We start from the raw sequence: 12,814 nt of genomic DNA on the forward strand, positions 1-12,814 counted from the left end.
GGTCAGCGTATGTCGCAGCCTGGCTGAATTGCTGGCAGTGGGGATAAATGAGACCGCCGAACTCGCGACGCTGGCGCGGCAGCCCGATCCGGGGCTCTCTGGCGCGTTTCGGGAACTGGATTTGCATCAGTTCGATGATTTTCGCATCGCCGGTTCGATGGCGCACATCCTGGCAGGCGCGCAAGAATTCCTGGACGCGCTGGGGTGGCCTCCTGCCGTCACCGGTCTGATCCTTTCTGATGCGGCTGACTTCCTCGCGCCGCTCTCGGGGCTTGGGGACGAACTGTCGATGCGTCTTGAATATGTCACCGATGATGCATGCCGGAAATTTCACAAGGATGAGACCGGCTTTCGTCTGATTACGACCTATCTTGGGCCCGGAACGCAGTGGATTGACACCGGGGCTGGCAACGCCTCGATATTCCAGATGCAGACTTTCGAAGTCGGGATGCTGCTCGGACAGCGCCGTGGCCGTGAAGGCCGGATACTCCACCGCTCACCGCCGATTGAGGGAACAGGAGAAACCCGGCTTGTTCTCGTTGTGGATGTGGATCTGCCGACGCATTGGGAATAGACCTGCAGCATTGCGTATAGGGTTTGCGCGGGCCTTGCCTGCCGATCCGGAGGAGAGGACAACATGAACACCTTCAATAACCTCCCTCAATTCCTTTTGCAGCGCCGCCGGATTGTTGGCGCCTTTGCGCTACTTGTCTGTGCCCTGACCTGGGCGGTGGATCTGTCCGGGCTTGTCTATGAATGCCCCTTTTGCCGCAGTCAGCGCACGGTCATCGGTCTGCTCGGGCTGTTGCTTCTCCTACCCAATCCCGCGCATTGGCTCGTGCGCTATCTCTCGGCCATCTTCGCCGTCTTCGGCGTGTCGGTTGCCTCGACCAAGCACTTCAGAGGCTGGACGCGGATCATGAGCGGTGAATTCAGCTGGGGCGATCAATGGTACCTGAACTCATGGATGCTGTCGGGATTTGCGCTCGCAATCATCACTGGCCTTGTGCTGCTGATCTGGATCTGGCGCGCCGGCCCGGTATTTGCGGGCGGAGGCGAAGGCTGATCGGCTGAGCGGGTGACAGGATAGTGTTCCATCGGCAATAGCGTTTGATTGTGGCCGCGGCGGATCGGGCTGCGACAATTACAGACATGCGGATATCCGCGATCTGATATAACCGGTGTTCCATGACCGGACCGGTGCAACGCAAACTGGCGCTCTTCCTCGCGATGCTGGGGATGGCCCTGCAGGTGTTCCTGCCAGGGCCAATGGCCGTTGCAGAACCTGATGATGCTGGCATCGCCCGGTTTTTATGCGTGTCATCTGGCAGTGGTGCACCGGACGTATATGCTGCGGCAGTACATCTCGCAGAGCTGCTGGGCGAGGATGCGCCCGATCAATCCGGGCATGACGGCCATTGTCCGGCATGTACGGTTCCATTCCATGAACCATTGCCGGAGCCGGTCATCCTCGGTGCTCCGGTAGCCCGCTTCCGTGCCGGTGTCTTTGTGCGGTTCGAACCAGGTCTCATTCGTGAGGCGCAGGGCCCGCCGCTTGGCTCACGCGGGCCGCCTGTACTCATCTGACAGCAAGACGATCACGCCGGTTCTGTTCGGGACCGCACTTTCTGTCGCGCGCTTTCGCGCGGTCTGGCCTCAGTATGTGAGATATTCACCATGCAATCGAAATTTTCCCGCCGCCTCCTTTCGGGAGCAGCACTCCTCGCGCTTTGCGCCCCGGCATTCGCTCAAGCTGCCGATGAAGACGCTTCCTGGCGGCAAGACACGGTGGTCGTGACCGGTCAGCGCGCTGACTATTCCGTCTCGGGGACCGCGTCTGCGACACGGACGGACGCGCCCCTGATAGAAGTGCCTCAATCTGTCCAGGTGCTTACCGGGGCGCTGCTCAGGGAGCAGGACCGGCGTCAGCTCAACGAGGCGCTGATCAATGTTTCCGGCGTGACGCCGACACGCTCGGACGAGAACCTGTTCATTCCGCCTATCATGCGTGGCTTCCCGGCCGAGGTATACCTTGACGGACTGCCGATTTTTGCAGGCAATCAACAGGCTTATGATCCGAGCAGCCTGACCGGTGTCGAACGCATTGAAGTCCTCAAGGGGCCGACGGCGACGCTCTATGGCGGCGGGCTTGGCACACCGCTGGGCGGCCTGATCAATGTCGCATCTGCGCGGCCAGATGCGAAACGCGGCGGCTATGTCGCCCTGCGGGGCGGTAGCTTCTCTACCATAAACCCTTACGGTGAATTCAATGCGCCGCTGACTGATGCCATCTCAGCGCGTATTGCCGCCGAATATCAGAGCGCAGACAGCTGGATTGATCTCGTGGAGGGGGAGCGCTGGTCAGTTCAGCCCAGCTTTTTGTTCGAGCTCAGTCCTCAGACTGAATTGCTGGTCCAGGGCCAGTTCAATCATCGCAGCAGTCTGGAATATTCAGGGATACCGGCTGAGCAGGCCCTGGCGGGCACCATTGAGCGAGATGTTTTTCCTGGTTCGCCCATCGGCCAGCCCCGCACCGAGAACGACAATCGCATTGGCACGGTCAGCCTGCGGCACATCTTTTCCGATCAGCTCGAACTGAATGTGACGGGCAGGTACTATCGCGGGACCATCGATGAGTATGGAAGCTTTGTCTTTCCTGATCTCTTCCCGGCAGACCCGGCGACGCCAACTGTGTACCCGGTCGCGCCCGTTACAATGGATACACGCACGAAGGAGGCGACCTTCGATGCAAACCTGACAAAGCGGGCTGAGGTGCTGGGCGGCGACCATACACTGCTGCTGGGGGTCAATTACGACCGCACCGACTTCTATAGCGGCATGGGACTGTTCGTCAGCGATACACCTTCAGGTACCATCGATCTGGCCGACCCCGACTACAACCTTTCTTACACGCCGCAACTGCCCGTCAATTCCTATACGGATGACCGGTTCGAGACATATGCAGCCTATGTGCAGGATCAGGCCAGCTATGGCCGGCTGCACCTCACCGGCGGTTTGCGCGTCACCTCGCTCAAATTCGTCGAGAACAGCAATATCGGCGTCGCCAATGATTCCACCTACACCCATGTTTCGCCGCGCATCGGTGCGACGTTCGATCTTGTGCCCGGTGTTGCAGCCTATGCCGGCTATGCCACCGCGTTTCGTGCGCCATTCGGCTTTATCGGTCTTGCCAGTCCGCGCCCGGAAACTTCCGACAATCTGGAGGGTGGGCTTAAGCTGGATCTGCCGGCGACAGGCCTGTCGGGCACAGTTGCCGCCTTCCGGCAGGTGCGGGACGATGTGACCGTGTCCGATCCGGATAATCTCGGATTTTACATCCAGAGCGGGCGGCAACGGGCGAGCGGGCTGGAACTCGATCTCGTCTGGGAACCCGTTCCGGCCTTCTCGCTGCTCGCCAACTATGCCTACACCGACACCCGCGATGAGGGCGTTGCGCCAGGCGATGAGCTGACGCGCGTGCCCAATAACAGCGGAAGGATTGCCGCCCGCTACCGGGTTCTCGACGGGTCTCTGAAAGGGCTTTCATTCGGGGCTGGCGTCACGGCGTTCAGTTCTCGCGAGCTTACGTTGCCAAACACCGTGGCCGTGCCCGGATATGCCGCGATTGATGCGCAGGCATCTTACGAATTCGATCATTTTACGGTCGGCGTATCCGCAATCAATCTCGGGGGACGCGAAGCCTTCGATCCGTTCTCCTATTTCGGAAATGCAATCGTCGCGCCTAATCAGCCAAGATCAGTCTTCCTTACGCTGAAAGCCGGCATATGAGACCGTATTGGCACAATCTGGCTGGGGTAGGTCATGGTCTTCCTTACGCTGAAAGCCGGCATATGAGACCGTACCTTCAGAAGAGCGCTGGAATAATCCTTGCCCTTGGCTTTGCCGCAATGCTGGTCGCCTGTGCGTCCCCCCAATCGGTGGGGGACGCCAGAGTGATAATTCCGCTTTATGAGGCAGGAGAGATTACCCCGCTTGGCGTGCCGGAGACGCGCGTAGTGGTCGACGAGGCCGGGGAGACGTTCATCTTCAATGTCAGCGATCCGGCAATCGAAGTGTTTCTGCCCGCTTCAGGTGACGCCTCGGGGGTTGGCGTGATTGTTGCCCCGGGAGGCGGATTCGTTGGGATCGGATACGAACAAGGGGGCGCGGCCATCGCCCGAAGACTGGCCGGGCAGGGGGTGACGGCATTCGTGCTAAAATATCGCACAATTCCGAGCGCAGGAGACCCGTACCAGTTACCGGCGGTTCACCTGGAAGAAATGCAGAGGCTGATGGATCGCGCGCAGACCGGGACGCCGGCCGAGATCCCGGGCTTTGCGGGAGAGGCCGCTGCGCTCGCCGACGGCGTACGCGCGATAGAGCTCATCCGTGAGAATGCCGCCGACTGGGGTGTCGACCCCCGGCGGGTGGGTGTCCTCGGCTTTTCTGCCGGCGCTTTCCTGGCGGTGGACCTGGCAATTGGAGAGGAGGCCGACCGGCCGGATTTCATCGGTGTGCTGTATGGTGGATTGCGTACACCAGTGCCCGGTGACGCGCCGCCGGCATTCATCGCTTCGGCCGCCGATGATGAGATGCTGAGAAATGACAGTGTCCGTATTTTTCAGGCCTGGGTCGAAGCGGGCGCGGAGGCAGAGTTGCATGTTTATGAACGCGGTGGTCACGGATTCGATCTGAGGCCAAACGGGACGACGAGTGATGCGTGGTTTGATCAGTTCATTGCCTGGATGAGAATGCGTGGTCTGATGGACTAACAACGGACACTCGTTATTCGAGGTCCGCCTGCTCTGGTCTTTTCAAGTCTGGGATACTGAGATCTGTCACGAGAGCCTTTTCAGTCCAGGTTCAGGAAGTAGCGGGTGGATTTAAGTTCCCCTTGCCTAACAACTGCGCTTTTGGCGACCATGTCGGCAAGGTCGCGCGTCGCTGTTGCGCTCGGGGCGCCTGTGATCGTCATGTAATTCTTCGCGCTCAGCCCCCCTTTGAAGCCGTCAATGCCTTCGGCGAACATGCGCAGCAACGCTTTCTCCTGCCGCGGGTTCAGCTGCCCTGCGAGCCGGTCGAAGAGGCGGGTCTTGGCCAGCATGAACTCAACCTGCCTCAGGCTCCGATCCTGCGCTTCGAGCGCGATATCCGCAAACCAGCTGAGCCAGCGGTCGGCGTTCAGGGTAACGCTCGCCAGCTCCAGTTCACGGTAGTAGTCCTTGCGGTGACGCAACAGGGCGCCGGCCAGGGAGGTGAAGACAGGCCGCTGCCTTCCCTGCGCGAGCGCCTTTTCCGAGATGGCGCGGCCGATGCGGCCATTACCGTCTTCATACGGATGGATGCACTCGAACCAGAGATGGGCAAGTCCTGCCCGCTCGATCGGAAGCAGCGGCGCCTCGCCGGTTGGCGCGGTCTGGTTAAACCAGGTGATGAACGCTGCCATATGGCCGGGAACGGAGCTTGAAGGCGGCGCCTCATAGTGAACCTTCGGCGCGTAGGATGCGCCCGATATGATCTGCATCGGTTCTTCATGCTGGCGGTAGCCGCCGAGTCTCTTGAGGTCAGTGCGACCGGCCAGCATCTTCCTGTGCCAGCGATGAAGCATTTCGCCTGAAAGCGGTTCACCTGTTGTCTGCAGGAGATCGACCATCATGTCCGCGATCCCGCTCTCGGCGGGGCGGGCGGATGTCCGGGCGGCCTTCAGACCGAGGGCGCGCTGGATAGAGGACTGCACACTTGCCCGGTCCAGCGTTTCCCCCTCGATCTGAGACGTATCGATCGCTTCCAGGCTCATGACCGATATACCGAGTTCGATCCGGTCTTCATCGGAAATATGACGGGATGTGCCGATCAGCAGGCCGGCCTGCTCGAGAAAACGGGCCTCTCGGGCGGCGAGTCTCTGCGAGTCCCGGAGGAAATCCGGCCAGTCGCGAAGCTGCCAGTTCCAGTTCATGATCGAAAAAGCTCCAAGATTTCGATCACATTATGCGGTAAAAATGATTAATAAAAGGGTGTTTTATCGATCACTGCGCGCCGATATGCACGCGGGTTTACCGCATGAACCGCAGCAATATCGTTTAAATGAGTGAGATACAAACTGGATACTTGGTGGACTACAATTCGTGCATCAGAGAACTTTAGTGCATTGATATATTGAAGATTACTCCTACGCTTCGAAGCGCGTCACTCGCGCCATTTTTGGTCTTTGAAAACTCCTATAAAATTGAACACTTGGATCGAGCCTTCGGGTTCGATCCCCGTGGTATTCAGCGAGGTCTTGCCGGATCGATTCCGGGCAGGAGACGTCGCGATGAGTATCGGTTCGCCGCGCTCCTGCTCTCAGCCTTTCCCGCAACTTTTTACGGCTGCGCGGTCCCAGCCCGCTACGGTCCAGCGATGATCGCGCCGGGACCATGCCGGATGAAGCGGCGCGGAGATTGCCGCGACCAGGTTTCGCTGCGCTCTCTCGCCCGCCTGCCAGGCATCGGAAAAACGCTGATGGTGATGGGCAAGCAGGAGGCGTCCGCCCGGCACCAGCGAACGAGAAATTTCACCGGCGAGTTTGTCGAGGTGATCGGGGCGCAGATAATAAAGCACTTCAGAGATGACAATCAGATCGTAGGACGGGGCGGGGAACCTGTCTGGAATGATATGGGCATACACCTCGGTATTCGGGCAGTGCGCTACGGCCTGCCGGATCAGGGCGACACCACTTGCCGTTGCTTCGCACACATCAAGCCGGAGGCTGCGGCGCGCGAGGAGCGGGCTGTTGGAGCCGTTGCCGGCGCCCAGTTCCAGCGCGCGGCTCCATCGGCGAAAGCCGGCGGCCTGCAAAAGCTGGCGCCGTTTCACCATCTCCAGGCGCTGCGTGTTTGTCTGCCACGGATCGGGATCTGCTTCAAAGCGCGCGTCAAATTCTGCCAGCGTGATGGGGCGGGTCATGGCCCACACCCGTACCATTCGACAGGCCCCGCGAATATTCGCTGCAGATCCCGGTTCATGCTGAACCCATCGGGATCATCCGTGATCAGACCGGTTTGGGATTTATAGAGCCGGAGCGCAGCTTGTTTAACCAGCTGATCCCGGCCCAATACAAAGGGCTTAGCGCCCGGTGGCTGGCTGTGTGCGGGCCAGACCTGGTAAGTAGCCTGCGGTATACCGGGCGGCCAGGCCTGCCGGCAGGCTTCAGCGACAGTCCCATGATCAGGGTGTGTATCGCTGAGCGAAGGGCGCAGGACAAGATCCGGGCGCGGGCCAGCCGCAAGCCGCTGCACAAGCGATCGGAAAGGGGCCTCTCCGAGCGCTGACAGGGACCCGTCGGGATAATCCAGGAAGCGAACGGAGCCGGCGTGAACACCGGCGAGGCGCACCGCCGCGAGCGTTTCACGGCGGCGCGCCCGCCTCAAGCGCTCCGGCGGCCAGGCCCGGCTGGCCGGATGAGACGCCGCCCCGTCGGTTACAATGGTGACCTCGACGCACACGCCGTGCCGGGACAGTTGCCGCATGAGACCGAAAGCGCCGATCGTCTCGTCATCCGGATGAGGGGCAACGACGCGCACCCGCCTGACCAGACCAGGATGCGTCAGGGGCTTCACAGGGAAGGGGCAATGCAGCCCAGAGCCGCAGCCTTTCCAAGCTTTTCGCGGTGACGATCCGGCGCGGGCTGTCGCAGATAGACCATCAGATCGGTCAATATGCGACTGGCCGGATGGTCGTGAAAAAGGCCTTCGACACCGATTGCTTCCTGGGTGAGGGCGATGGCGGACATGGCAAGATCGCAGACCGCCAGCCTGACATGAGAGACATAAGCCAATTGCGCTTCGCCCGCCGCCGAAAACCAGATGTCAGAGGCCCGGTCGCAAAGGGCAGCCGCGGTTTCAGCGGCGGTGAACAGCCGGGCGAGGCGGACAAGCTGATGCGGGTCTCGCTCCCGCTCCCTGACGACAAGGTGAGTGCGGACGGTATCAAAGAGGGCGGCAATGCCCCCTGCATGGATGGCCACATATCGCAGCGCGCCTCCGCTGAACCAGGGCTCACGCGCGTAATCGCCGGGCGCGCCAATCCTCGTCAGTGCATGTGCCGGAACGGCAGACCAGCTGACCCTGTGCGTCTGGGAAGCCTGCATACCAACGACCTGCCACCAGTCCCGATCAATATGCGGCGGCGTTTTCTGGAGATCCACGAGCCAGAGCTGGACGCGGGCCGGATCATTCGCGGCCGTCGTCACCAGCGCGTGCGTCAGACTGCCTGCGCCACTGGCAAAGGATTTTCCACCGCGCACGACGCCGCTCTCGATCCGCAGCGGGGCGCCGGGAAGATCAGCATTCCACACGCCACACCAGCTGGCTTTTGCAAGGGTGTCAGCCAGACCCGGCATTCCGGAATATCGCCGGATGATCTGGATAGCATCGACGTGTCCTTCAAGAAGCCGCGCATAGGGAAGATCCTGGCGGCCTGCCGCGTGAAGCTGGCTCAGCAGGCATTTCATCTCCTTCGGCGTCTGAGGATCGGTACAGGATATCCCGTGTTCCGGGAGGCCCGCGGGGACGGAGGATGCGGAGAACTGGACGGTGAGCGGGCTCATGCGGCTTCCGCTTTCGGCAAGAGCGCGGCTTCCAGTTGGGCGAGCCGCTGTTCGGCCCGATCAAGGGAAAGCTCGGGCAGTTTGTAAGTTTCAAAGATGACGGCTTCGACAAAGGCATCAGAGCTCGGGGCGGCCTTTCTGAGTTCTGAAAGCCGTGCAGGGCTGATTGCGAGATTAAACTCCGCCGGCAGCGTGAGCGGGCCCACACCCATAACCTGACGCCTGAGCCAGTTGTGCCACTGGTAGTGAACGACGGCCGCGTCCGGATCGGGGACCAGGATTGCTTCGGCGGCGGCAGGAAAGGCCGCGAGTTCACAGGAAAGGCCGGCTTGGGCCCGGCCGAGCGTCCGGGCGGAAGTGAGAACATGGACGCTGCGGTCATGGCGAACCCGCCAGCCCTGGAGGCGTGCCTCGGCCACAAGTGCCGTATCCTCGCCTGTCGAGATTGCGGGAAATCCGCCCAGGGCCTCGTATGTTTTTCGCCGGAAGGCCAGGCTGCCGCCGCCGAGGGAGGGGTGAGAGGGATAAGGGTCATGTGCGACCGGGTCCAGAAACCTGCGTAGGCTGTGCAAGCGCTCCAGATAGGTTTCCTGGCGGCAACGCAGCGGCAGGTCGGCGGCATTCTCGCGGCTGATCCGTCCTGCGACGACATCGGCCGCCTCCAGCGCTGCCAGATTTCTGCGTATCCAGTCGGGAGAGGGGAGCGTGTCGGCGTCGGTGGTCAGAAGAAACTGCGCTTCAGGAACTGATTGGAGCGCGTGCCGGCAGGCTGCGCGGCGAGCCCGTCCGGCATTTGGAGGACCGTCGGGCAGGTGCGCCTTCAGCATCCGGAAGCCGCATGTTTGCTGAGCAGCGCTGGCAACGGAGACGCTTTCGTCATGACAGCTATCGAAGAGAAACAGGACTGCAAATAAGGACGGGCAGATGTCCTGACCGGCCAGGGCGTCGATCAGGCGGGGAAGCAGTTCTGCTTCGTTTCGGACAGGGATGGAGATGACAACGCCGGGAGCGTGCATGGAAGCTCGTTACCAAGTTAGGAAAAAATGAAGGACGGCAACCCGCGGCAGGGGCCCATAATCTGTATAGATCGCGAAAGGGATCTCCCCAGAATCGATTGCGGGGCTGAGACCAGCCGCCGAGGATAGCGGGCTTTTAAGGGCTGGCCTGTCTACCATGCGCGCGCTCCTGTGAAGTGTGCCGAACGACGTCTGACATTCTCCAAGGTTGCATTAAACTAAGTTAAGCGGGGCGGGAGACGACGCTGATATAGTCGTAAAAAAGGGAACTCCACCGGGAACTCTGCCCGAGAAGCTGCGTTGGGGCAGCGGGAGGGCAGACAGGCATAATGCCGCCAATTTCGCGAGGCCCTTTCATGAATTCGTTTCGATTAAACGCGTCAAGGCCTGTGATCCTGGCGAGCGTGTCTTTCAGCCGCGAACGCTGCCTGGAGGACGCGCCGCAGGGAGAGCGCATGCGCTGAGGGCAGCGCGAAAGTCTTTAAATAAAGAACGTATACAGATCAAAAGGAAGGTTGCCTTTGCAATTCCGTTTGACGCCGTTCGTGGCGGTATAAGACGCCTGCCAAAACAACCAGCAAAAAAGGTTTCGTTATGAAAGACAAAGATCAATCCGGCCTTGATGCTGCTGGTGTTCTTCATCAGACAGCAGACGAAAGCAGGGAAAAATTGACGACCCGGCAGGGGGTTCTGGTTTCGGACAATCAGAACCACCTCAAGGCCGGCGCCCGCGGGCCCATGCTCATGGATGACTTCGTGTTCCGTGAGAAATTGTTTCATTTCGATCACGAGCGTATCCCCGAGCGTGTGGTGCATGCGAGGGGTTATGGAGCCCATGGATTCTTCGAGACGCTTGATCCGCTGACGGATGTGACCTCTGCAGATATATTCCGCAAGGCGGGTGAGAAGACCCCGGTCTTTGTCCGGTTCTCTACGGTGGCCGGGAATAAGGGCTCAATGGATCTCGCGCGGGATGTCCGCGGATTTGCCGTGAAATTCTATACCAAGGAGGGCAACTGGGATCTTGTGGGTAACAATATTCCCGTGTTTTTCATCCAGGACGCCATCAAATTCCCTGATCTGATCCATGCGGCGAAAGCTGAGCCAGACCGCGGATTCCCTCAGGCGCAGACGGCGCACGACAATTTCTGGGACTTCATTTCCCTGACGCCGGAAAGCATGCACATGGTTATGTGGATCATGTCCGACAGAACCATTCCGCGCTCCTACAGGTTCATGGAGGGGTTTGGCGTCCACACATTCAGGTTCGTTAACGAGGCGGGCCAGTCGACCTTTGTCAAGTTTCACTGGAAGCCCGCGGGCGGGCTTCAATCCGTCCTCTGGAATGAAGCAGTCAAGATAAACGGCGCTGATCCCGATTATCACCGCCGCGATCTGTGGGATGCTATCGGCGCTGGAGATTTTCCGGAATGGCATCTGGGCGTACAGTTGTTTGATGAAGCCTTCGCGGATGAATTCGAGTTCGACATTCTTGATGCGACCAAGATTATTCCCGAGGAGCTGGTCCCGGTGCGGATTGTCGGTAGACTTGTTCTCGACCGCGTCGTCGACAATTTCTTCGCCGAGACCGAACAGGTCGCCTTTCATACCGCAAACATTGTGCCCGGGATTGATTTTACCGATGACCCCTTGTTGCAGGGGCGAAACTTTTCCTATCTCGATACCCAGCTCAAACGCCTCGGTAGTCCCAACTTCACCCATATCCCAATCAATCAGCCGCATTGCCCCGTCAGCCATTTCCATCAGGATGGACATATGGCCATGCGCAACCCCAAAGGGCGGGTCAATTATGAGCCCAATAGCTGGGGGGCGGAGAAGGGCGGGCCGCGAGAGGATCCGGCGCGTGGGTTCCGTTCCTGGCCGGCGGCAGCGTCCGGAGAGCGCGGGCGGGAACGCTCCGAGACTTTTGCCGATCATTACAGTCAGGCTGCCCAATTCTACCGCAGCCAGACACCGATTGAACAGGCTCATATAGCTTCGGCGCTGGTGTTCGAGTTGGGGAAGTGCGAGCGGGAGGAAATCCGTAGCAGGATGGTGTCTCATCTCCTGAACATTGATCAGGATCTTGCCCGGCAGGTGGCCGATGGGCTGAATCTCGGTCTGCCCGAGCCGGCGCCCTGCGCGCGGGAACCGATTACTGACCTGCCGGCTTCACCGGCCTTGAGCATCCTTTCGAACGGGCCGGAGAGTTTTTCCGGCCGCAAGCTGGGCCTGGTGCTTACTGAGGGCGCTGATGCCGGGATGGTTTCAGGCATTCTGGACGCGGTCATGGATGCAGGCGGCGTCCCGGTATTGATCTGCCCGCGGGTGGGCGGGGTGACGGACTCAGATGGCACCCTGCGCCCTGCAGATGAGGCTCTGGAAGGCGCGCCCTCCGTACTGTTCGATGCGGTCGCCATCCTGGCATCCAAGGAAGGAGCGGAAGAACTTGCCGGCAATCCGGCCATGAGAGATTTCCTTGCGGACGCCCATTCGCACAAGAAATTTATCGCGTTTTCGCCAGACGCCTCGGTTCTGTGGCAGGCGGCAGGTTTGCCCGCGGACTTGGATTCAGGTTGCGTTCAACTCAATGGGACGGACGACATTGATCAATTTGTCTCTCAGCTTCCCAAACTTCGATACTGGGAGCGCCCCTGATCGCCGGCACGTCGGCAAGACATCTCGATTACGTGCATGGGCACTCTTCAGGCCGTCGAAGCTGCAGAGCCGTCCTGACCTGAAGAACAGCCTATGTCTGCGGGCAGCTTCTGACCCCTGAGCTGCCCGCAGATTCTTTTCGCCAGATAGGATTTGGACATCCGTGCACGGACAGTATCATCGCCATGGGCCCGGCTAACAGGAATGGGGGGGTAGGAAACCGGTCTCCGCATGGCACTTTGAAGCGGCTTATGCGTTGGCGGGAAGGGTGTGGAAAGCGGGGTTTGGAGGAAGGAAGTGCGCGCAGATATCAACAATGTGCAAGTCTCTCTGGAGGGGGCGAATCTGGCGGGGAGCCAGATTTTCGTTCTGGCAGGTATCGGAGTGTTTCTGGTTGTGGCAGCCGGCCTGACCGGCCTGATCGCCTTGAGTTATCTGAAAGGCCGGCGATCAGTCGGACGGTACCGGAAGAACCCGCCTCAGCGCTAAGGGCCCCCATCAACCTGTCCGCCCGAGCACCATGCAGAGAAACGCTGCCCGGCTTCCCGGGCGG

11 protein-coding genes are annotated in these 12,814 nt (G+C 60.1%); 6 read left to right on the plus strand and 5 right to left on the minus strand.

The window, feature by feature from the left end; all coding sequences use genetic code 11:
• The first annotated feature begins 37 nt into the window (after window positions 1–37).
• From BBF93_RS06845 to BBF93_RS06865, 5 genes are all read left to right on the plus strand, one after another.
• Entirely contained in the window at window positions 38–574 is a 537-nt protein-coding gene (locus BBF93_RS06845) for a DUF1826 domain-containing protein (RefSeq protein ID WP_233349300.1), read from the plus strand.
• Window positions 575–637: 63 nt separating this feature from the next.
• A complete protein-coding gene (locus BBF93_RS06850; RefSeq protein ID WP_114105430.1) occupies window positions 638–1,066 on the plus strand; it encodes a hypothetical protein in 429 nt (142 codons plus the stop codon).
• Between the two features lie 122 nt (window positions 1,067–1,188).
• Window positions 1,189–1,587, plus strand: coding sequence for a DUF2946 family protein (locus BBF93_RS06855; protein ID WP_114105431.1), 399 nt, complete (start codon window positions 1,189–1,191; stop codon window positions 1,585–1,587).
• Between the two features lie 90 nt (window positions 1,588–1,677).
• Window positions 1,678–3,789 carry a TonB-dependent siderophore receptor gene (locus tag BBF93_RS06860; protein ID WP_114105432.1) on the plus strand — a complete coding sequence of 704 codons (2,112 nt, stop codon included), beginning with the start codon at window positions 1,678–1,680 and terminating at the stop codon, window positions 3,787–3,789.
• A gap of 164 nt (window positions 3,790–3,953) precedes the next feature.
• Window positions 3,954–4,772 carry an alpha/beta hydrolase gene (locus tag BBF93_RS06865; protein WP_233349301.1) on the plus strand — a complete coding sequence of 273 codons (819 nt, stop codon included), beginning with the start codon at window positions 3,954–3,956 and terminating at the stop codon, window positions 4,770–4,772.
• Between the two features lie 80 nt (window positions 4,773–4,852).
• Here BBF93_RS06865 and BBF93_RS06870 read toward each other — a convergent pair whose 3' ends face one another.
• The 5 genes from BBF93_RS06870 to BBF93_RS06885 form a co-directional block, all read right to left on the minus strand.
• Window positions 4,853–5,956 (minus strand): Fic family protein, encoded by a 1,104-nt coding sequence (locus BBF93_RS06870; protein ID WP_114105434.1) that lies wholly within the window; start codon window positions 5,954–5,956, stop codon window positions 4,853–4,855.
• Window positions 5,957–6,342: 386 nt separating this feature from the next.
• Window positions 6,343–6,945: a class I SAM-dependent methyltransferase gene (locus BBF93_RS06875; protein ID WP_162786456.1), complete on the minus strand. Its 603-nt coding sequence runs from the start codon at window positions 6,943–6,945 to the stop codon at window positions 6,343–6,345.
• Window positions 6,942–7,598 carry a PIG-L deacetylase family protein gene (locus BBF93_RS20025; RefSeq protein ID WP_370454413.1) on the minus strand — a complete coding sequence of 219 codons (657 nt, stop codon included), beginning with the start codon at window positions 7,596–7,598 and terminating at the stop codon, window positions 6,942–6,944. Before BBF93_RS20025 ends, BBF93_RS06875 begins: the two co-directional genes overlap by 4 nt.
• Window positions 7,595–8,491, minus strand: coding sequence for an acyl-CoA dehydrogenase (locus BBF93_RS19475; RefSeq protein ID WP_162786458.1), 897 nt, complete (start codon window positions 8,489–8,491; stop codon window positions 7,595–7,597). The genes BBF93_RS20025 and BBF93_RS19475 overlap by 4 nt, the downstream gene beginning before the upstream one ends.
• Window positions 8,492–8,583: 92 nt before the next feature.
• Window positions 8,584–9,603, minus strand: coding sequence for a glycosyltransferase family 2 protein (locus tag BBF93_RS06885; protein WP_114105437.1), 1,020 nt, complete (start codon window positions 9,601–9,603; stop codon window positions 8,584–8,586).
• A 594-nt stretch (window positions 9,604–10,197) separates the two neighbouring features.
• On the opposite strand from BBF93_RS06885, the gene BBF93_RS06890 reads away from it, so the two are divergent.
• Entirely contained in the window at window positions 10,198–12,261 is a 2,064-nt protein-coding gene (locus BBF93_RS06890; protein WP_114105438.1) for a catalase, read from the plus strand.
• Window positions 12,262–12,814: the final 553 nt, after the last annotated feature.

The organism is Hyphomonas sp. CACIAM 19H1, from assembly GCF_003325995.1.
GTDB classification, from domain to species: Bacteria; Pseudomonadota; Alphaproteobacteria; order Caulobacterales; family Hyphomonadaceae; genus Hyphomonas; species Hyphomonas polymorpha.